Annotated in this window: 14 protein-coding genes and 5 rRNA genes (1 of these 19 cut by a window edge); 11 read left to right on the top strand and 8 right to left on the bottom strand. The window is 66.2% G+C overall.

What is annotated here, in order from left to right:
• The 5 genes from OG861_RS14860 to OG861_RS14840 all read left to right on the top strand — a co-directional run.
• Nucleotides 1-1,404 (top strand): 23S ribosomal RNA (locus OG861_RS14860) (it extends 1,719 nt beyond the left edge of the window).
• A gap of 73 nt (nucleotides 1,405-1,477) precedes the next feature.
• Nucleotides 1,478-1,594, top strand: a 5S ribosomal RNA gene (rrf, locus tag OG861_RS14855).
• Between the two features lie 155 nt (nucleotides 1,595-1,749).
• Nucleotides 1,750-2,106, top strand: a complete 357-nt coding sequence (locus OG861_RS14850) for a hypothetical protein (protein WP_329196942.1) — start codon at nucleotides 1,750-1,752, stop codon at nucleotides 2,104-2,106.
• Nucleotides 2,103-2,393, top strand: coding sequence for a hypothetical protein (locus OG861_RS14845; protein ID WP_330261725.1), 291 nt, complete (start codon nucleotides 2,103-2,105; stop codon nucleotides 2,391-2,393). The genes OG861_RS14850 and OG861_RS14845 overlap by 4 nt, the downstream gene beginning before the upstream one ends.
• A 66-nt stretch (nucleotides 2,394-2,459) precedes the next feature.
• Complete coding sequence (locus OG861_RS14840; protein ID WP_329196946.1) at nucleotides 2,460-2,969, top strand: NUDIX hydrolase; 510 nt, start codon at nucleotides 2,460-2,462, stop codon at nucleotides 2,967-2,969.
• On the opposite strand, the gene OG861_RS14835 is transcribed toward OG861_RS14840, so the two are convergent.
• On the bottom strand, nucleotides 2,956-3,507 hold the full coding sequence (locus OG861_RS14835; RefSeq protein ID WP_329196948.1) for a YceI family protein: 552 nt from the start codon (nucleotides 3,505-3,507) through the stop codon (nucleotides 2,956-2,958). The genes OG861_RS14840 and OG861_RS14835 overlap by 14 nt on opposite strands.
• Nucleotides 3,508-3,844: 337 nt before the next feature.
• On the opposite strand from OG861_RS14835, the gene OG861_RS14830 reads away from it, so the two are divergent.
• The 5 genes from OG861_RS14830 (at nucleotide 3,845) to OG861_RS14810 (ending at nucleotide 11,442) form a co-directional block, all read left to right on the top strand.
• Nucleotides 3,845-5,107 (top strand): MFS transporter, encoded by a 1,263-nt coding sequence (locus tag OG861_RS14830; RefSeq protein WP_329196950.1) that lies wholly within the window; start codon nucleotides 3,845-3,847, stop codon nucleotides 5,105-5,107.
• Between the two features lie 511 nt (nucleotides 5,108-5,618).
• Nucleotides 5,619-7,143 (top strand): 16S ribosomal RNA (locus OG861_RS14825).
• 285 nt (nucleotides 7,144-7,428) lie between these two features.
• Nucleotides 7,429-10,551 (top strand): 23S ribosomal RNA (locus tag OG861_RS14820).
• Nucleotides 10,552-10,624: 73 nt separating this feature from the next.
• Nucleotides 10,625-10,741: ribosomal RNA gene (rrf, locus tag OG861_RS14815) — 5S ribosomal RNA — on the top strand.
• Together the 16S, 23S and 5S rRNA genes form the textbook arrangement of a ribosomal RNA operon.
• Before the next feature lie 143 nt (nucleotides 10,742-10,884).
• Nucleotides 10,885-11,442, top strand: a complete 558-nt coding sequence (locus OG861_RS14810) for a GNAT family N-acetyltransferase (protein WP_329196952.1) — start codon at nucleotides 10,885-10,887, stop codon at nucleotides 11,440-11,442.
• 13 nt (nucleotides 11,443-11,455) lie between these two features.
• Here OG861_RS14810 and OG861_RS14805 read toward each other — a convergent pair whose 3' ends face one another.
• From OG861_RS14805 to OG861_RS14775, 7 genes are all read right to left on the bottom strand, one after another.
• Nucleotides 11,456-13,099, bottom strand: coding sequence for a type VI secretion protein (locus tag OG861_RS14805; RefSeq protein WP_330261724.1), 1,644 nt, complete (start codon nucleotides 13,097-13,099; stop codon nucleotides 11,456-11,458).
• Between the two features lie 2 nt (nucleotides 13,100-13,101).
• Nucleotides 13,102-14,517 carry an ATP-binding protein gene (locus tag OG861_RS14800; RefSeq protein ID WP_329196955.1) on the bottom strand — a complete coding sequence of 472 codons (1,416 nt, stop codon included), beginning with the start codon at nucleotides 14,515-14,517 and terminating at the stop codon, nucleotides 13,102-13,104.
• A 19-nt stretch (nucleotides 14,518-14,536) separates the two neighbouring features.
• On the bottom strand, nucleotides 14,537-16,099 hold the full coding sequence (locus tag OG861_RS14795; protein WP_329196957.1) for an SCO6880 family protein: 1,563 nt from the start codon (nucleotides 16,097-16,099) through the stop codon (nucleotides 14,537-14,539).
• The gene (locus tag OG861_RS14790; RefSeq protein WP_329196959.1) at nucleotides 16,096-17,418 is read right to left on the bottom strand and encodes a hypothetical protein; all 1,323 of its coding nucleotides are present in this window, start codon (nucleotides 17,416-17,418) and stop codon (nucleotides 16,096-16,098) included. The genes OG861_RS14795 and OG861_RS14790 overlap by 4 nt, the downstream gene beginning before the upstream one ends.
• Nucleotides 17,408-18,238, bottom strand: a complete 831-nt coding sequence (locus tag OG861_RS14785; RefSeq protein ID WP_329196960.1) for a hypothetical protein — start codon at nucleotides 18,236-18,238, stop codon at nucleotides 17,408-17,410. The genes OG861_RS14790 and OG861_RS14785 overlap by 11 nt, the downstream gene beginning before the upstream one ends.
• Before the next feature lie 102 nt (nucleotides 18,239-18,340).
• The gene (locus tag OG861_RS14780; protein WP_136213834.1) at nucleotides 18,341-18,649 is read right to left on the bottom strand and encodes a hypothetical protein; all 309 of its coding nucleotides are present in this window, start codon (nucleotides 18,647-18,649) and stop codon (nucleotides 18,341-18,343) included.
• Nucleotides 18,650-18,951: 302 nt separating this feature from the next.
• Nucleotides 18,952-19,767 carry a pentapeptide repeat-containing protein gene (locus OG861_RS14775; protein ID WP_330261723.1) on the bottom strand — a complete coding sequence of 272 codons (816 nt, stop codon included), beginning with the start codon at nucleotides 19,765-19,767 and terminating at the stop codon, nucleotides 18,952-18,954.
• A 100-nt stretch (nucleotides 19,768-19,867) separates the two neighbouring features.
• On the opposite strand from OG861_RS14775, the gene OG861_RS14770 reads away from it, so the two are divergent.
• Complete coding sequence (locus OG861_RS14770; RefSeq protein ID WP_329196964.1) at nucleotides 19,868-20,656, top strand: thioesterase family protein; 789 nt, start codon at nucleotides 19,868-19,870, stop codon at nucleotides 20,654-20,656.
• The last annotated feature ends 96 nt before the right edge of the window (nucleotides 20,657-20,752 follow it).

Here is a 20,752-nt window from a genome sequence, read left to right as displayed (position 1 = left end):
CCCTCATTAAGGCTGAGACCTGATGCCGAGCCGATTGTGGTGAAGTGGATGATCCTATGCTGTCGAGAAAAGCCTCTAGCGAGTTTCATGGCGGCCCGTACCCTAAACCGACTCAGGTGGTCAGGTAGAGAATACCGAGGCGTTCGGGTGAACTATGGTTAAGGAACTCGGCAAAATGCCCCCGTAACTTCGGGAGAAGGGGGGCCATCACTGGTGAAGGAACTTGCTTCCTGAGCTGGGGGTGGCCGCAGAGACCAGCGAGAAGCGACTGTTTACTAAAAACACAGGTCCGTGCGAAGCCGTAAGGCGATGTATACGGACTGACGCCTGCCCGGTGCTGGAACGTTAAGGGGACCGGTTAGTGCGCTTTCGGGCGTGCGAAGCTGAGAACTTAAGCGCCAGTAAACGGCGGTGGTAACTATAACCATCCTAAGGTAGCGAAATTCCTTGTCGGGTAAGTTCCGACCTGCACGAATGGCGTAACGACTTCTCGACTGTCTCAACCATAGGCCCGGTGAAATTGCACTACGAGTAAAGATGCTCGTTTCGCGCAGCAGGACGGAAAGACCCCGGGACCTTTACTACAGTTTGATATTGGTGTTCGGTTCGGCTTGTGTAGGATAGGTGGGAGACTTTGAAGCCGTGACGCCAGTCATGGTGGAGTCGCCGTTGAAATACCACTCTGGTCGTGCTGGATGTCTAACCTCGGTCCGTGATCCGGATCAGGGACAGTGTCTGATGGGTAGTTTAACTGGGGCGGTTGCCTCCCAAAGAGTAACGGAGGCGCCCAAAGGTTCCCTCAGCCTGGTTGGCAATCAGGTGTTGAGTGTAAGTGCACAAGGGAGCTTGACTGTGAGACCGACGGGTCGAGCAGGGACGAAAGTCGGGACTAGTGATCCGGCGGTGGCTTGTGGAAGCGCCGTCGCTCAACGGATAAAAGGTACCCCGGGGATAACAGGCTGATCTTCCCCAAGAGTCCATATCGACGGGATGGTTTGGCACCTCGATGTCGGCTCGTCGCATCCTGGGGCTGGAGTCGGTCCCAAGGGTTGGGCTGTTCGCCCATTAAAGCGGTACGCGAGCTGGGTTTAGAACGTCGTGAGACAGTTCGGTCCCTATCCGCTGTGCGCGTAGGAATATTGAGAAGGGCTGTCCCTAGTACGAGAGGACCGGGACGGACGAACCTCTGGTGTGCCAGTTGTCCTGCCAAGGGCATGGCTGGTTGGCTACGTTCGGGAGGGATAACCGCTGAAAGCATCTAAGCGGGAAGCCTGCTTCAAGATGAGTATTCCCACCTCCTTGAGAGGGTAAGGCTCCCAGTAGACGACTGGGTTGATAGGCCAGATGTGGAAGCCCGGTAACGGGTGGAGCTGACTGGTACTAATAGGCCGAGGGCTTGTCCTCAGTTGCTCGCGTCCACTGTGTTAGTTCTGAAGTAACGACCGTGTTGTCATCCGGTTGGTCAACTTCATAGTGTTTCGGTGGTCATAGCGTTAGGGAAACGCCCGGTTACATTCCGAACCCGGAAGCTAAGCCTTTCAGCGCCGATGGTACTGCAGGGGGGACCCTGTGGGAGAGTAGGACGCCGCCGAACAATCATTGCGGGAAGCCCCGCACCAGCCCTTCGGGGCCGGTGCGGGGCTTTTCTGCGTTTACCGGAGTTCGCCCGAGTTCCCCGGACGTACGGGGCCGAAACCGCTCGGCCGTGGGTCGGGCTGGGTATCCTGGCCGCGTTCCCCTGGAGGGCAGATGACAGCACAGCAGCTGGATGCCGGCGGTCCGCTCATTCCCCAGCCGGCCATGACGCGCGAAGCGCTGCGGGATGCCGTGCGGCGGATCGACATGGCGAGCCTCCCCGTGCTCGACAAGGAATGCAACGAGGCGTTCGACCGGGCCGCGGAGACCGGCGGGATCAACCCGCTGCGGTTCTTCCTGATCAAGTGGGCCACACACGTGGCGATCCATCGATGGCCGGCGCGGTCCGCGGCGCTCCTGGAGGCGGAACGCGTCGCCGGTGATCCGCGAGCGACGGAACAGGAGTTCCGGACCGCCATGGAGACGAGCAGCCGCATCCTCGCCGAGGCCCAGGCGGAGATCGGTCAGTGACCTCGCGCGGCGAGGGCGTCGAGAACGACGGCGGCTGGGCGTGGGAGTGCGATCCCGGCCGGGTGTGGGTGCTCGGCGACATGCCGGCGGAGCAGTTGAGCCTCGTCGAGGCCGTCATGGACGGCCTGGTCGACCTGGCCTCCCTGGCCATCGACCCCAAGGACGGCAGCCTCTACGAGGACCCCCACCCGATGCGGCTGCGTACGTACGAGGACGAGCACCTGCTGCTCTGGTACCAGACCATCCCGCACCGCAGCCGCGTGTACCTCAAACGGGTCAACCTGTAGCACCCGTCCGACGGGAACACCCGGCCTACCCTGTCGACCGTGCCCGGACACAAACGGTCGTTCAGCGTGGAACACGACGTCGAGCTACCCCTCGGCGTACCTGGGGAGGTCTGGACCGTAGGGGCCGTCATCCTCAATCACAGCGGCAAAGCCTTCGCCCAAAGGCGAAGTCCCCATCGCCGGCTCTTCCCCCATACCTGGGACATCGTGGGAGGTCACGTCGAGGACGGCGAGACCCTGCTGGAGGCTCTGGCGCGGGAGATCGAGGAAGAGACCGGTTGGCGCCTTCGCCACGTGCGGCGTTTCCTCGGTACCAGCACCTGGACCGGAGACGACGGCGCCGGAGTCCGTCACGAAGCCGACTATCTCGTCGAGGTCGAGGGCGACCTGGACCATCCCAGGCTGGAATGGTCCAAGCACTCCGCCTACGGGTGGTTCGGCCCCGACAACCTTGAACCGCTCAAGGAGAACCGCCTGCCCGGAGAGTTCCTGGTCCATGATCTCATCGCCCGAGCCCTGCAAGGTCGCCCGCACAAGCCCCTAGCCGGGTTCCGCAGGGCTGTTACCCCTGCTTGATCGCGGAGATGTCGAACTCCAGGACGACCTTGTCGCCGACCAGGACACCGCCGCCTTCCAAGGCCGCGTTCCAGGTCACCCCGAACTCCTGACGGGAGATGGTCACCGATCCCTCCAGGCCGACGCGGAGGTTGCCGTAGGGATCGACGGCATGGCCGGTGTACTCGAAGTCGATGGTGACCGGGCGGGTGGTGTCCTTGATGGTCAGGTCGCCGGTGACGCGGTATTCGTTGTCGGAGCGCGGCTCGACCGAGGTGCTGCGGAACGTGATCTCGGGGTAGTTGGGAGCGTCCAGGAAGTCGTTGGTGCGCAGGTGCTGGTCGCGCTGTTCGACGCCGGTGTCGATGCTCTCGACCTTCACCGCCACCTGGCCACTGGAGCGGGCCGGATCGGTGCCGTCCAGGTGAGCGGTGCCCTCGAACTGGTGGAATGCTCCGCGGACCTTCGTCACCATGGCGTGGCGGGCGACAAAGCCGATTCGGGTGTGGGCCGGGTCGAGGACGTAGTCCCCGGTGAGCTCTGCGATGCCGGTGGTCATGGTGAGGGTGCCTCCGAAAGCCCGGGATCTCCGGGCGCGGTATGCCCGGATTGTTCCGGACCCACGCTAGGGCGCAACCGGTACCGGTCCGCGTCGGACGCACGGGGCGACGGCAGAGTGCACTCAGACCAGCGACCCGGGACGTCACGCCGGTACGACGAACCAGCCGTCCAGTGCGCCCGTCCGGCCTAGCGGGTCGAGCGGGTCGAGCGGGTCGCTGTCGTCCGCGGACGACCGGTACGACTGCTGGGGCCGCCCGGTCGGCCGGCGTGTGCAGCGACGGGGTGCGGTGCAGTGCCATGATGGCCAACTGCGTGAGGCGACGGGGGTGTGGGGCATGGGGGCCGGGCGGGCTTTGGGGCGGCAGTTCGGGTGGTTGTGGGCGGCGTACGCGGTCAGCACCCTCGGGACGTGGCTCGCGTTCGACGCGTTTCCCCTGATCGCGGTCCTCGTTCTGCACGCCGGGACGACCCAGGTGTCGGTGCTGGCGGCCGCGGGACTGGCGGTCGGTGCGGTGGTGGCGGTGCCGCTCGGCCCGTGGGTGGAGTTCCGGCGGAAGCGGCCGGTGATGGTCGCGATGGACCTGGTCCGGTTCGCGGCGTTGATGAGTGTCCCCGCGGCGTTCGCGCTCGGTTGGCTGAGCTTCGCCCAGCTCCTGGTCGTGTCGATCCTCGTCGGGGCGGCCGACATCGCCTTCACCGCGGCCGGCGGCGCATGCTTGAAATCGCTCGTGGGGCCGGAGGACCTGCTCGTTGCCAACGGGCGGTTCGAGTCGACGAACTGGACCGCCTCCGTGCTCGGTCCGCCCCTCGGTGGTGCCGCGATCGGGTTGCTCGGTCCGGTGATGACCGTGACGGCCAACGCGGTGAGCTACCTGCTCTCGGCGGTGGGGATCCGCGCGATCGGCGGCCAGGAGCCGCCGCCCAGGCAGACCGCGGTACCACCGCGGTTGCGCGTCGGCGACCTGCTCGACGGGTGGCGGTACATCCTGCGCGACTCCGCGCTGCGGCCGCTGTTCGCCAACACCATCCTGGTCAGCGGCCTGATCATGGCGACCCAGCCGCTGCTCGCCGTCCTCATGCTCGGACGCCTCGGGTTCGCACCCTGGCAGTACGGTCTGGCCTTCGCCGTGCCCTGCATCGGCGGTCTGATCGGCTCACGCCTCGCCCCGCGGCTCGTCGCCCGGTACGGGCGCCACAGGGTCATGTTCACGACCGGGGTGCTGAGGGCGTGCTGGCTGCTCGGGCTGGTCTTCATCGGCCCCGGCACGGCCGGGCTGGTGCTCGTCATGGTCGTCGAGTTCGGGCTGATCACCTGCATGGGAGTGTTCAACCCGGTGTTCGCCACCTTCCGGCTCGAGCGGACCCCGGCAGGCCGGGTCGCCCGCACCCTGTCCGCGTGGTCCGTCTCCAGCAAGGCCACGATCGCCGCACTGACCGCTCTCTGGGGGCTGCTGGCCGGGCTCACCAGCCCGCGCCTCGCGATCGCGCTCGCCGGACTCCTCATCATGACGACCCCCTTCCTGCTGCCCCGGCAGGACCGGACGCCCCGGGCCGAGGAGGAGCCGAGCCGTTTTGACGGTGTGGCGGGGGAGCTGTAGAGTAGAACGGTTGCCTGGAGCTGAACGGCTCGGCACACGCCCCCGAGGACGCAATTCCGACCGGGGCACCTCGACTCCTCAATCGGGATTCAGAAGCCGGGAAATCCGGTGGAAAAGTTCTGATAGAGTCGGTCTCGCCGGAAAGGGAAACGCGAAAGCGAATTCCTGGAAGGAACCCGCTTCGACCGGGAATCGGACACGAAAGAGTCTGATAGAGTCGGAAACGTAAGAACAAAGAAGAACAAAGGAAGCGCCCGGAGGAAAACCCGCGAGGGTGAGTACGAAGGAAGCGTCCGTTCCTTGAGAACTCAACAGCGTGCCAAAAATCAACGCCAGAAGTTGATACCCCGTCCACTCCGGTGGATGAGGTTCCTTTGAAAAAGTCCTGTGGGGCTCCTTCGTGGAGTGCTTGCAGGCAATGAACACAGCGAGGACGTTGTGGTCAGCCGGTCTTATTCCGACCTTGGCTGACCCGCTCTAAGTGTGTGTTTCACCCGATTACGGGTAAACATTCATGGAGAGTTTGATCCTGGCTCAGGACGAACGCTGGCGGCGTGCTTAACACATGCAAGTCGAACGATGAAGCCTTTCGGGGTGGATTAGTGGCGAACGGGTGAGTAACACGTGGGCAATCTGCCCTTCACTCTGGGACAAGCCCTGGAAACGGGGTCTAATACCGGATAATACTCCTGCCTGCATGGGCGGGGGTTGAAAGCTCCGGCGGTGAAGGATGAGCCCGCGGCCTATCAGCTTGTTGGTGGGGTAATGGCCCACCAAGGCGACGACGGGTAGCCGGCCTGAGAGGGCGACCGGCCACACTGGGACTGAGACACGGCCCAGACTCCTACGGGAGGCAGCAGTGGGGAATATTGCACAATGGGCGAAAGCCTGATGCAGCGACGCCGCGTGAGGGATGACGGCCTTCGGGTTGTAAACCTCTTTCAGCAGGGAAGAAGCGAAAGTGACGGTACCTGCAGAAGAAGCGCCGGCTAACTACGTGCCAGCAGCCGCGGTAATACGTAGGGCGCAAGCGTTGTCCGGAATTATTGGGCGTAAAGAGCTCGTAGGCGGCTTGTCACGTCGGATGTGAAAGCCCGAGGCTTAACCTCGGGTCTGCATTCGATACGGGCTAGCTAGAGTGTGGTAGGGGAGATCGGAATTCCTGGTGTAGCGGTGAAATGCGCAGATATCAGGAGGAACACCGGTGGCGAAGGCGGATCTCTGGGCCATTACTGACGCTGAGGAGCGAAAGCGTGGGGAGCGAACAGGATTAGATACCCTGGTAGTCCACGCCGTAAACGTTGGGAACTAGGTGTTGGCGACATTCCACGTCGTCGGTGCCGCAGCTAACGCATTAAGTTCCCCGCCTGGGGAGTACGGCCGCAAGGCTAAAACTCAAAGGAATTGACGGGGGCCCGCACAAGCGGCGGAGCATGTGGCTTAATTCGACGCAACGCGAAGAACCTTACCAAGGCTTGACATATACCGGAAAGCATTAGAGATAGTGCCCCCCTTGTGGTCGGTATACAGGTGGTGCATGGCTGTCGTCAGCTCGTGTCGTGAGATGTTGGGTTAAGTCCCGCAACGAGCGCAACCCTTGTCCTGTGTTGCCAGCATGCCCTTCGGGGTGATGGGGACTCACAGGAGACCGCCGGGGTCAACTCGGAGGAAGGTGGGGACGACGTCAAGTCATCATGCCCCTTATGTCTTGGGCTGCACACGTGCTACAATGGCCGGTACAATGAGCTGCGATACCGTGAGGTGGAGCGAATCTCAAAAAGCCGGTCTCAGTTCGGATTGGGGTCTGCAACTCGACCCCATGAAGTCGGAGTCGCTAGTAATCGCAGATCAGCATTGCTGCGGTGAATACGTTCCCGGGCCTTGTACACACCGCCCGTCACGTCACGAAAGTCGGTAACACCCGAAGCCGGTGGCCCAACCCGTAAGGGAGGGAGCTGTCGAAGGTGGGACTGGCGATTGGGACGAAGTCGTAACAAGGTAGCCGTACCGGAAGGTGCGGCTGGATCACCTCCTTTCTAAGGAGCACAGTACCGATTGCAGGCAAATGTTCTGCACGGTCAGCTCATGGGTGGAACGTTGATTAGTTGGCACGGTTTCGGAAACTTCCTGTAAGTACTGCTTCGGCGTGGAACACAGTGACAGTGGACGGGATCGTGCTTGGCACGTTGTTGGGTGTCTGAGGGTACGGCCGTATGGCTGTCCTTCTGCGATGCCGGCCCCAGTGAACTTGTGCTTTCGAGTGCAGGGTGATGGGTGGCTGGTCGTTGCTTGAGAACTACACAGTGGACGCGAGCATCTGTGGCCAAGTTTTTAAGGGCGCACGGTGGATGCCTTGGCACCAGGAACCGATGAAGGACGTGAGAGGCCGCGATAGGCCCCGGGGAGCTGCCAACTGAGCTTTGATCCGGGGGTGTCCGAATGGGGAAACCCGGCAGTCGTCATGGGCTGTCACCCACTGCTGAACACATAGGCAGTGTGGAGGGAACGAGGGGAAGTGAAACATCTCAGTACCCTCAGGAAGAGAAAACAACCGTGATTCCGGGAGTAGTGGCGAGCGAAACCGGATGAGGCCAAACCGTATGCGTGTGATACCCGGCAGGGGTTGCGCATGCGGGGTTGTGGGAATGAGCTTGATCGGTCTGCCGGCCGGTCGGCGAGTCAGAAACCGTTGATGTAGTCGAAGGACATGCGAAAGGTCCGGCGTAGAGGGTAAGACCCCCGTAGACGAAACATCAGCGGCTTGCTTGCTCATCTCCCAAGTAGCACGGGGCCCGAGAAATCCCGTGTGAATCTGGCGGGACCACCCGCTAAGCCTAAATATTCCCTGGTGACCGATAGCGGATAGTACCGTGAGGGAATGGTGAAAAGTACCGCGGGAGCGGAGTGAAATAGTACCTGAAACCGTGTGCCTACAAGCCGTGGGAGCGTCGCCGTTGTTCTTCGGAACAACGGTCGTGACTGCGTGCCTTTTGAAGAATGAGCCTGCGAGTTAGCGGTGTGTAGCGAGGTTAACCCGTGTGGGGAAGCCGTAGCGAAAGCGAGTCCGAATAGGGCGATTGAGTTGCACGCTCTAGACCCGAAGCGGAGTGATCTAGCCATGGGCAGGTTGAAGCGGAGGTAAGACTTCGTGGAGGACCGAACCCACCAGGGTTGAAAACCTGGGGGATGACCTGTGGTTAGGGGTGAAAGGCCAATCAAACTCCGTGATAGCTGGTTCTCCCCGAAATGCATTTAGGTGCAGCGTCGTGTGTTTCTTGCCGGAGGTAGAGCACTGGATAGGCGATGGGCCCTACCGGGTTACTGACCTTAGCCAAACTCCGAATGCCGGTAAGTGAGAGCACGGCAGTGAGACTGTGGGGGATAAGCTCCATGGTCGAGAGGGAAACAGCCCAGAGCATCGACTAAGGCCCCTAAGCGTACGCTAAGTGGGAAAGGATGTGGAGTCGCAGAGACAACCAGGAGGTTGGCTTAGAAGCAGCCACCCTTGAAAGAGTGCGTAATAGCTCACTGGTCAAGTGATTCCGCGCCGACAATGTAGCGGGGCTCAAGCGTACCGCCGAAGTCGTGTCATTGCAGCAATAGGGCCAACGCCTGCTGTGATGGGTAGGGGAGCGTCGTGTGCCGGGTGAAGCAGCAGCGGAAGCTAGTTGTGGACGGTTCACGAGTGAGAATGCAGGCATGAGTAGCGATACACACGTGAGAAACGTGTGCGCCGATTGACTAAGGGTTCCTGGGTCAAGCTGATCTGCCCAGGGTAAGTCGGGACCTAAGGCGAGGCCGACAGGCGTAGTCGATGGACAACCGGTTGATATTCCGGTACCCGCTTTGAAACGCCCAATATCGAATCAGGCGATGCTAAGTCCGTGAAGCCGTTCCGGACCCTTCGGGGAAAGGAAAGTGGTGGAGCCGACGAACCAGACTTGTAGTAGGTAAGCGATGGGGTGACGCAGGAAGGTAGTCCAGCCCGGGCGGTGGTTGTCCCGGGGTAAGGGTGTAGGCCGAGGGGTAGGCAAATCCGTCCCTCATTAAGGCTGAGACCTGATGCCGAGCCGATTGTGGTGAAGTGGATGATCCTATGCTGTCGAGAAAAGCCTCTAGCGAGTTTCATGGCGGCCCGTACCCTAAACCGACTCAGGTGGTCAGGTAGAGAATACCGAGGCGTTCGGGTGAACTATGGTTAAGGAACTCGGCAAAATGCCCCCGTAACTTCGGGAGAAGGGGGGCCATCACTGGTGAAGGAACTTGCTTCCTGAGCTGGGGGTGGCCGCAGAGACCAGCGAGAAGCGACTGTTTACTAAAAACACAGGTCCGTGCGAAGCCGTAAGGCGATGTATACGGACTGACGCCTGCCCGGTGCTGGAACGTTAAGGGGACCGGTTAGTGCGCTTTCGGGCGTGCGAAGCTGAGAACTTAAGCGCCAGTAAACGGCGGTGGTAACTATAACCATCCTAAGGTAGCGAAATTCCTTGTCGGGTAAGTTCCGACCTGCACGAATGGCGTAACGACTTCTCGACTGTCTCAACCATAGGCCCGGTGAAATTGCACTACGAGTAAAGATGCTCGTTTCGCGCAGCAGGACGGAAAGACCCCGGGACCTTTACTACAGTTTGATATTGGTGTTCGGTTCGGCTTGTGTAGGATAGGTGGGAGACTTTGAAGCCGTGACGCCAGTCATGGTGGAGTCGCCGTTGAAATACCACTCTGGTCGTGCTGGATGTCTAACCTCGGTCCGTGATCCGGATCAGGGACAGTGTCTGATGGGTAGTTTAACTGGGGCGGTTGCCTCCCAAAGAGTAACGGAGGCGCCCAAAGGTTCCCTCAGCCTGGTTGGCAATCAGGTGTTGAGTGTAAGTGCACAAGGGAGCTTGACTGTGAGACCGACGGGTCGAGCAGGGACGAAAGTCGGGACTAGTGATCCGGCGGTGGCTTGTGGAAGCGCCGTCGCTCAACGGATAAAAGGTACCCCGGGGATAACAGGCTGATCTTCCCCAAGAGTCCATATCGACGGGATGGTTTGGCACCTCGATGTCGGCTCGTCGCATCCTGGGGCTGGAGTCGGTCCCAAGGGTTGGGCTGTTCGCCCATTAAAGCGGTACGCGAGCTGGGTTTAGAACGTCGTGAGACAGTTCGGTCCCTATCCGCTGTGCGCGTAGGAATATTGAGAAGGGCTGTCCCTAGTACGAGAGGACCGGGACGGACGAACCTCTGGTGTGCCAGTTGTCCTGCCAAGGGCATGGCTGGTTGGCTACGTTCGGGAGGGATAACCGCTGAAAGCATCTAAGCGGGAAGCCTGCTTCAAGATGAGTATTCCCACCTCCTTGAGAGGGTAAGGCTCCCAGTAGACGACTGGGTTGATAGGCCAGATGTGGAAGCCCGGTAACGGGTGGAGCTGACTGGTACTAATAGGCCGAGGGCTTGTCCTCAGTTGCTCGCGTCCACTGTGTTAGTTCTGAAGTAACGACCGTGTTGTCATCCGGTTGGTCAACTTCATAGTGTTTCGGTGGTCATAGCGTTAGGGAAACGCCCGGTTACATTCCGAACCCGGAAGCTAAGCCTTTCAGCGCCGATGGTACTGCAGGGGGGACCCTGTGGGAGAGTAGGACGCCGCCGAACAATCATTGCGGGAAGCCCCGCACCAGCCCTTCGGGGCCGGTGCGGGGCTTTTCTGCGTTCCGGACCCGTTTCGTGTGAACCGGCGCCCGGCACACGGAATTGCGGGTGCGGCATGGCAAGTGGGCGTGGTTGGATCCGCTGTTATGAACGAACACGTGATACGGGCGGTACGGGGCGACGAGTGGAAGCAGGCGAAGGAGCTGAGGCTCCTCGCGTTGCGGGATCCGGCGGCGGCGATCGCCTTCTTGGAAACGCTGGAGCAGGCGGAGGCGCAGCCGGACGAGTTCTGGCAGGGGCGCACGGAGCGGGCGAGTCAGGGGCGGGGCGCGCGGCAGTTCATCGCGGAAGCCGCGGACGGGCAGTGGAACGGCTCGGTGACGCTGCTGGTCGAGCCCGGCGGCGTGCCGGACTACTTCGGTGAGGCGGTCGAGCAGGAGCAGGGACACGTGGTCGGCGTGTTCGTGCGGGCCGAGCAGCGGGGCACCGGGCTGACCGAGGCGTTGTTCCGGGCCGCGCTGGAATGGGCGTGGTCGCTGGAGGAGCCGCCGCTGGAGCGCGTACGGCTGTTCGTGCACGAGGAGAACGCGCGGGCCGAGGCGTTCTACCGGCGGTTCGGCTTCCGGGAGAGTGGCCTGACCGTGCCGATGCCGGGGGATGCGGGCGGGGCGAGGGAGCGGGAGTACGTGCTCCGGAGGCCGTAAGAGACGGCCGGGGTCAGCGGTGGTGGTGGGGGCCGGCGGGGGTGAACTCGACGGCCTCCGGCCAGCGGGCGCGGGCCTGTTCCCTGCTCCGGCAAAGGGCGAGGAGGGGGAGCGTGTCGTCCTGGAGGAGCTCGGGGAGCTGCGGGATGGGGGCGACCGCGGCGACGTCGTCCAGGACGAGGGTGAGTGGTGGGTCGAGCCGACCGTGGGATGACCTTGCAGCCATGCGACGGCCGTGCTCGACCACGCTCGCGGCGAGTGCGGTCAGCAAGGGCATCGCACCCGGGTGGGTACGGGGGTCTTCCAGGGGTTCACCCACCACGTAGAGGGTTCCCCCCTCGGGGACGAACGATGCCAGGGTCAGCGAATCCGTTCGATTCGGGTTGCACGCGTCGCGGATGTGGACCGAGCTGAGGCAGGACAGGGCACGGGCCGTCAGGTGCTGGGCCTGCTCGCGGCGTTGGGGGTGTGCGGTGAGGGCGCTTTCGAGTGCGCCGGCCGCGCCGGGGGTGGCCCCGGGGTGGGTGCGCAGGATGCGGACCGGGTCCTGCGCGTGCGTGCCTTGGGCCCAGCGGTGGAGCTGCTTGAAGGGGCGGTCGTCGAGGGCTGCGGCGTGGAGCCAGCTGCGGAGGAGTGTTTCGGCGGTGTCGGCGAGGGCGGCGTCCATGCGGGCCGTGGGGCGGACGGGGGCCAGCAGGGCGACCGCTCTGGCGGCGGCGGTGTCGCGGTCCGCGCAGCCGGTGGTGGGGTTCCAGTGCATGCGGGCCGGTGCGGGGGTGTCGCACAGGTGTGAGGGGTCGTAGAGGAGGACGGGGCCGAGTTTGGCGCGGGCGTCCCTGGTCTCCGACCAGAGGGTGGGGGAGGAGGTGACGACGAGGGCCGCGCCTTCTGCGGAGTCGAGGAAGGTCCTGGCCGCGTGGTCGCGGGTGGCCGGTGGGGCGTAGGCCAGGCGGGTGCCGGTGCCGGTGCCGGTGCCGGTGCCGGTGCCGGGCGCGGGCTGTGTGCTGGGGGCGCTGCCCCCGGGGCCCTGCGCCTCAAACGCCGGCGGGGCTGGATTTGGGGCCGTGCCGGTGCCGGGTGCGGGCTGTGTGCTGGGGGCGCTGCCCCCCGGGCCCTGCGCCTCAAACGCCGGCGGGGCTGGATTTGGGGCCGTGCCGGTGCCGGGCGCGGGTTGAGTGCTGGGGGCGCTGCCCCCAGGCCCCCGCGCCTCAAACGCCGGCGGGGCTGGGTGGTGCGGCGGGGCTGGGTGGTGTGCCGGGGCTGGGGTTGGCGGGGCTGAGGGGGCGGCCGGATTTTGTGATCGGGCTTTCGTGCGGGTGATGACGCCGAGGGTGAAGATGCCGAGGACCAGGAGGATCAGGAGCTGGCTGATGAAGAGGCCCCAGAAGAGGCCCCAGCCGGACAGGGAGGCGGGGTCGGTGTCGGGCCAGGCCCCGGGGATGTCGTGGGGGTGCGTTATCAGGGCGCGGACGGCCGTCGGGGTGCGGGTGAAGGTGACCGTGTCCGGCCAGGCGCCCTTCGCGAAGAGGGCGGCCAGGCCGGTGGTCGACCAGATCAGGACGGCCAGGCCGAGGAGGAAGGCCAGGAGGCCGACCAGGACTCCGTCGGGGATGCCGCCGGGGCGGGCGGAGGGGTCCGTACGGCGTGGGTCGGGCATGGCTACGCCACCGTGGTCGCCGAGCCGGGGCCGCCGTTGCGGTGGCGTTCCATGTGGAGGGCGCGCTGTTCCGCTTCGAGTTCGGCGGCCAGCAGGTCGTCGGGGAGTTGGGGGGCTGAGGATTCCGTCATGGCGCGGTCGGTGTAGACGAGGGGGCGTTCGGCTTCGGTGATCAGGTGTTTGACGACCTGGACGTTGCCGTTGACGTCCCAGACGGCGATGCCCGGGGTGAGGGTCGGGATGATTTCGACGGCCCAGCGGGGCAGGCCGAGGACGCGGCCCGTGGCGCGGGCTTCGTCTGCCTTCTGGGCGTAGATGGTGCGGGTGGAGGCCATTTTGAGGATGGCGGCGGCCTCCCGGGCGGCTGCTCCGTCCACGACGTCGGAGAGGTGGTGGACGACGGCGACGAAGGACAGGCCGAGGCGGCGGCCGAACTTGAGGAGGCGCTGGAACAGCTGTGCGACGAAGGGGCTGTTGATGATGTGCCAGGCCTCTTCGACCAGGAAGATGCGCTTCTTGCGGTCGGGGCGGATCCAGGTGTGTTCCAGCCAGACGCCGACGATCGCCATGAGGATCGGCATCGCGATGGAGTTGCGGTCGATGTGGGACAGGTCGAAGACGATGAGCGGCGCGTCGAGGTCGATGCCGACGGTGGTGGGGCCGTCGAACATGCCGCGCAGGTCGCCGTCGACGAGGCGGTCCAGGACGAGGGCGACGTCGAGGCCCCAGGCGCGGACATCGTCTATGTCGACGTTCATCGCTTCGGCGGATTCGGGTTTGGGGTGGCGCAGCTGTTCGACGATGTCGGTGAGGACGGGCTGGCGGTCGATGATCGTTTCGACGACGTAGGCGTGCGCGACCTTGAGGGCGAAGCCGGAGCGTTCGTCCAGGCCGTGTCCCATGGCGACTTCGATGATGGTGCGGAGCAGCGCGAGCTGCCCGGTGGTGGTGATCGCCGGGTCGAGGGGGTTGAGGCGGATCCCGTCGTCGTTGGCGGCGATGGGGTCCAGGCGGATGGGGGTTATCCCCAGCTGCTGGGCGATGAGGTTCCATTCGCCGACGCCGTCTTCGCCCTGGGCGTCGAGGACGACGACCTGTCGGTCGCGGAAGCGGAGCTGGCGCAGGACGTAGGTCTTCTCCAGGGCGGACTTGCCGTTGCCGGATTCGCCGAGGACCAGCCAGTGGGGGGCGGGGAGCTGTTGCCCGTAGAGCTGGAAGGGGTCGTAGATGTAGCCCTTGCCGCTGTAGACCTCGCGGCCGATGATGACGCCGGAGTCGCCGAGACCGGGGGCGGCGGTGGGCAGGTAGACGGCTTGGGCCTGGCCGGTCGAGGTGCGTACGGGCAGGCGGGTGGTTTCGACCTTGCCGAAGAGGAAGCTGGTGAAGGCGTCCGTCAGGGCGGACATGGGATCGCGCATGGGCGGCACTTCCTTCCGGCTAGCGTCGGATGCCGGTGGCGAACGGCAGGGTGTTGACGAATGCGCGGTGGTGCTCGCGGTCGCACCATTCGAGTTTCAGGTAGGACTTGCCGGCGGAGGCGCGGATGGTGCGCTTGTCGCGGGCGAGGGCCTCGGGGGAACGCGAGGACACCGTGATGTACCCGACGAGGTTGACTCCTGCCGCACCGCTGGCCAGATCTTCACCCCTCTGGTCGAGCCGGCCGTGGGCGGCGATGTCGCGGGGGTCGACGGTGCGGTTCATCTTGGCGGCGCGGCTGGCGTCGGCCTCGTCGTTGGTCTTCTCGGTGAGCATGCGCTCGATGGCCACTTCGGTGGGCTCCAGGTCCATGGTGACGGCGACGGTGCGGATGACGTCGGGGGTGTGGACGAGGAGGGGGGCGAGGAAGTTGACGCCGACGGGGGTCATCGGCCATTCCTTCACCCAGGCGGTGGCGTGGCACCAGGGGGCGCGGGTGGAGGACTCGCGGGTCTTGGCCTGGAGGTAGGTGGGTTCGACCGCGTCCAGTTCGGCGGGCCAGGCGTTGCGCTTGGTCATGGCCTGGATGTGGTCGATGGGGTGGTCCGGGTCGTACATGGAGTGCACGAGGGAGGAGAGGCGGCCCTGGCCCAGCGGCTGGCGCACCCGGATGTCGGCTTCGGCGAGGCGGGCGCAGATGTCGGTGAGTTCGCGGGCCATGACGATGGCGAGTCCGGCGTCGCGGTCGAGTTTGCGGCCCTTGTGGGGGGTGGAGGCGCGGGCGATGGTGTGGGCTTCGGCGGCGAGTTCGCGCGTGTAGTGCATGCAGGCGACGAGGTAGGCGCGGTGCTGCTCGCTGGAGGTGGAGACCATCGACTGGAGCTGGTCGTAGGAGTCGCGCAGCCAGACGGGGGCGTTCGTGTCGCCGCGCTGGGCGACGTCCTTGGCGTGGGCGTCGGGGTCGGCGGGGAGGGTGCGCGCCAGCATTTGGAGGCGGGTGACGAAGCCGTCGCCGTTGGCGACGTGTTTGAGGAGGGTGCCGAAGCGGTCGACGAGGGCTTCTTGGTCCTCGCTGTCGCGCAGGCCGACGCCGGGTCCTTCGATTTCGATGGCGGCGGTGACGGTGCGGCGGTCGGCGTGGAGGAGGACGGCGATCTCGTCGGGGCCGAAGGGCGCGGCGAGCCAGTTGATGCGGCCGATGCCGGGGGGCGGGCCGATTTCGACTTCGCGGCCGTCCGAGGCGCGGACGCCGGCTTCGACGGCGCCGGAGCGGTAGGTGGCTCCGCGGCGCAGGGTGCGCTTGTAGCTGCGGTTGATCTCGAACCACTTGTAGAAGGTGCGGCCCTTGTAGGGGACGTACACGGCGGCGAGCGCGAGCAGGGGGAAGCCGGCGAGGCTCACGATGCGCAGGGCGAGGTCGGGGACGAGCAGTCCGCTCATCATGCCGAAGAACGCGCCGACGATGATCAGGGCGATCTCGCCGGTTTCGCGGTTCTTGCCGACGATCGCGTTCGGCCGGGCGCGGCCGATGAGATACGTGCGGCGGGGCGCGACCGGGTGGAGCTGGTGGGACTGGGTCGTCAACGCCCGTCACCTCCTGTGTTCCTCGTACTCGATCCAGTGCGGGGCGCGGGTGCGGCGGAGGGGACAGTTCCGCCGGATCCGCCGCCGGTGGGGCGGCTGCTGTGGGCGGCCACGCCTCCGGAGATGGGGTTGGCGGGGCGGGGGGCGCCGCCGCCTTCGCCGCCGGCGCGGTGGGCGCCTCGGCTGCTGTGTGTCTTGATGCCCTGGGAGACGAGGGAGGCCGGGGAGCTGATGACGGCCGCTGCCTGGGCGCCGTCGGTGGCCTTGCTGCGGTTGGAGCGGGCGGAGGCGATCTCGTCGCCGAAGCCGGGGACGAAGCGGTAGATCATGGCGGAGGCGAAGATCGCGAGGAGGATGATCGCGAGGCCGGAGACGACGGCGGAGAAGGCGTCGGGCCCCTTGTCGCCGGCGAGGGCCCCGGCGAGGCCGAGGACGATGACGATGACCGGCTTCACGAGGATGACGGCGATCATGATGCCGGCCCAGCGGCGGACGTGGCCCCACATGTTGCGGTCGACGAGGCCGGCGTAGACGACGGTGCCGAGGAGGGCGCCGACGTAGAGGAGCGCGGCGCGGATGACGAGCTCGAGCCACAGGACGCCGGCTGCGAGGACGGTGACGAGGGCGACGACGATCAGCATGATCGGGCCGCCGCCGATGTCGTCGCCCTTCTTGAGGGCTTCGGCGAAGGAGCCGAAGAAGACGTCGCCCTGGCTGCCGGTGGCGGTGGCGATGACCCCGGTGACGGCGTCGGTGGCGGAGACGACGGTGTACAGGACGAGGGGGGTGAAGGCGGAGGCGAGGACGGTGAGCCAGAGGAAGCCGATGGCTTCGGACATGGCGGTGGCGAGGGGGACGCCCCGGATGGCGCGCTTGGCGACGGCGAGGAGCCACAGCACGAGGGTGAGGATGGTGCTGGCCGCGAAGACGACCGCGTACTGCTGGAGGAAGGCGGGGTTGGTGAAGTCGACGGTGGCCGTTCCCTTGATGGCGGAGCCGAGTTTGCCGACGATCCAGGAAGCGGCGTCGGCGCAGCCCTTGGCGAGGGAGGCGAGGGGGTTGATGGCGTCGGGGGTGTTGGTGGTGAGGCCGGTGTTGGGGCTGCCGGTGGCGCTGCCGCCGACGCTGCGCTCGCAGGATTCCTTGAGCGGGCCGATGACGCCTTCGCACTTGCCGCTCTGGGTGGCGGAGGTGCTGGGCGTGGGGCTGGTCGTGGGCGGCGGGGTGGGTGCGGCGAAGGCCCGGGCGGACAGCAGGACCAGTGTGCTCTGGACGGTGACCAGTGCTGCGGCGATGCGGAAGGGGCGGCTACCGGGCATAGGTGAACCCTCCGAACTCCTTGACGGCCTTGCTGATGTCGTCGGACGTGGAGGCGGGGACGTCACCGGGGACGGGGGCGGGCCCGTCCTGCTGGGTGTCGGCGCCGATCTTCCAGTCCTCGCCGGCCCAGGAGAGTTCGAACGTCCAGGTCTTCCAGGTGGTGCGCACGGGGTCGGTGGACTTGGGGCCCGACATGCCGAGCAGGCCCGTGTACCAGACGGCGACCTTCGCACTGGTGGGGCCGTAGCTCTCGACGCGGGTGCCGATGGGGACGGCGCGGGTGACGAAGGTGCTGCCCTGCGGGGGGTTGCCGTCGGCGTCGAGGCCGAGGCTGGTGAGGAAGGCGGGCGAGTACGCGGAGTCCTGGGCGCCCTTGCGCGCCGCCGCCGCTTCCGGGGTGTAGAGGGTGTCCATGATCGCGTGGCGGAGGTCCCGCTTGAGCATGCCGTCCGAGCCGAGGGCGACCGCGTAGTTGGCGGCCGCGGACTGGGCGCCTTGTTCGGTGTGGGCGAAGCCGCGGGGGATGCCGTTGGTCTTGGTGTCCACGGGGCGGGTGCCGGTCGGGGAGGTGGGGGTGGCGGACGGGGGTTTGTCCGAGGTGGTGGGCGTGGTGGTGTCGCCCGACCGGTTCGCGAAGGCGATGGCGGCGACGAGGAGGACCACCACGCCGACCACCGTGATCAGGCCGCGGGAGGCGCGGGGGGTGCGGCGGGGAGCACCGTAGGCGTCGGTGGGGGCGTCGGGGAGGCGGGTACGGGTCTGGCCCGTGCCGCCGACCTCGCCGTGGCCGCCGCCACCGTACTGGTCGTCGTTGCTCATTGCGTGTCCGCCCCCTCCGCGTCGTACGACGGTAGCGCTCGTTGCCGCGTGGCCGCGGTGTGTTGATTCGCCATCAGGTACGACGGCCGGCGGGCGGCACGGCTAGACGGCCATTCCGTAGACGATCGTGAAGAGGGTGCCCAGGGAGCCGATGATGAAGACGCCCGTGAGTCCGGCCACGATCAGGCCCTTGCCCTGTTCCGCGCTGAACGTGTCGCGCAGGGCGGTCGCGCCGATGCGCTGTTTGGCGGCGCCCCAGATGGCGATGCCGAGGCAGAGGAGGATGGCGACGGCCATGACCACCTCGACCATGACCTTCGCTTCGTTGCCGAGACTGCCGAACGGCCCCCAGTTCGGGGCGATTCCGCCGATGATGGTGGTGATGTCGCCCTTTTCGGCTGCCAGGATCATGTAACTCACCGCCCCAGTATGGGTAGTTCCGGTAGCCCGTGCCCGACGGCAGGGGTTACGCACTATCTTCGCTGATGAAACCTGCCCAGTCGTCGACTTGGCGGCTCTCTTTACCCGATCTCCCGGGCCGGCCCCCGCCTCGTTGCCCTGACCTGGGCGGAGGCGGTGTGTATACGGAAGAACGTATGGTCACTCTGTGTATCACGGTGGGTGACGCCGGGCAATGATTGCCGTCGCGGCGCGGGCGGCCGGTCGCCCCGGGGCGGGCGGGGGCGCGGGTCAGGTCCGGCGCGAGGGGCGGGTCAGGCCCAGTGGGAGGGGCGGGTCAGGGAGGCGGGGATGCGGGTCGCGGGGGAGCCGTGTGCGGCGTTCAGCTGGGCCTGGGTGAGGAAGAGGGCGTCCCGGAGGTCGGCGCCGCGCAGGTCGGCGTCGCGGAAGTCCGCGCCGATCAGGTCGGCGCTGCGCAGGTCGGCGCCGGAGAGGTCGGCGGCGATCAGGTAGGCGCCGCGCAGGTTGGCTCCGCGCAGGTCCGCGCCGCGGAGGCGGGCGCCCATGAGGTCGGCGCCGCGGTGGTTCTTCTTCTTGCGGCCGGGGGCGGTGGCCCGGACCAGTTCGCTCGTCCGCAGGAGGAGGGTGTTGATGTCCTGGCGCAGGGCGCCGACGTCGAAGGGGGCCAGGGTGTCCGCGTCGGCGCGGGTGGCTTCGGTGGTCGTGGTGAGCGCCGCGCGCAGGTCCTCGTGGAGGGGGGCCGCCGCGGGGAGGGCGAGGGCCTCGGTGAGGTAGTACAGCAGCTCGTGCAGCTGCCGCATGACGGGGAAGACCTCGAACATCTGGCGGGCGGTGCCGGGGTCGGTGCGCCAGTCGCGGCCGCCGAAGGTGACCTGGGAGACCTGCTGGCCCGCGCCGAAGCAGTCGAAGACGGTGCAGCCCTGGAAGCCCTTGTCGCGCAGCCCGGTGTGGATGCCGCAGCGGAAGTCCTGCCGGAGGTTCTTGCAGGGCGTTCCGGCGGCTTTGTCCACGGCGAAGTCGGTGGACTTGGCGAAGGGGAGGGCGACGCAGCAGAGCGCGAAGCAGTTGGCGCAGTCGGCGCGCAGGGCGGGGGCGGGGGTGGTCGACACCGCTCCATTGTCCCTCGTCGTGGACCTCGGCCGTCGGTGGACCTCGGCTGTCGGGGGGAAGGGGTGGTGCCGGTGGTTACCAGTGGGTAGCGTGCGGGGCATGGGTGCTGCTGAGGGGTTCTTCGAGCGGATCGACACCGGGCGCTTCCTGGCCACCGCCTTCACGCGCGGGCCGTGGGACGAGCGCTCCCAGCACGCCGGGCCGCCCGCGGCACTGCTGGGGCGGGCCGTCGAGGAGCGGGAAGGCGCCCGGGAGGACATGCGGATCGCGCGGATCACCTACGAGATCCTGCGGCCGGTGCCGATCGGCGAGCTGGAGGTCACCACCAGCGTGGTGCGCGCGGGCCGGGGTACCGAGCTGGTGGAGGCCGTCCTCGCCCCGGCCGGGGGCGCGCCGGTGATGCTCGCGCGGGCCCTGCGGATCCGGGTCGCACGGGAGACGGTGCCGGCGGTGGCGCCGGGGCCGCAGCTGCCCCCGCCCGGCGAAGTGGCGCAGACCCCCTTCGAGCTGCCGTGGGAGAGGGGCTACCACACGGCCGTGGAGACCCGCTTCGCCGCCGGGGCGTTCCTGGAGCCGGGGCCGGGGACCTGCTGGATGCGGATGAGGGTGCCGCTGATCGTGGGGGAGGAGACCCGCCCGCTGGACCGGGTGTTGGTCGCCGCCGACTCGGGCAACGGGATCAGCGCGGTGTTGGACTTCGGCAGCTACGTCTTCGTCAACGGAGACCTCACCGTCCACTTGCACCGCCATCCGGTGGGGGAGTGGGTGTGCGTGGAGGCCCGTACGAGCGTGGACGCGGCCGGGATCGGGCTCGCCGACGCGCGGCTGCACGACGAGAAGGGGCCCATCGGGCGCAGCGCGCAGAGCCTGTTCGTCGCGCCGAGGTAGGCGAGGTAGGGGTGCCGGCGTAGGGCGGCCGCGGGGCGCCGGTCACCGGTGCCGGGTGTCCGTCGTGGCCGAGGTGTGATTTCGGCCAGCGCGTGG

Source organism: Streptomyces sp. NBC_00539 (genome assembly GCF_036346105.1).
Lineage (GTDB): Bacteria > Actinomycetota > Actinomycetes > Streptomycetales > Streptomycetaceae > Streptomyces.
This window is presented reverse-complemented; position numbering and strand designations above follow the sequence as displayed.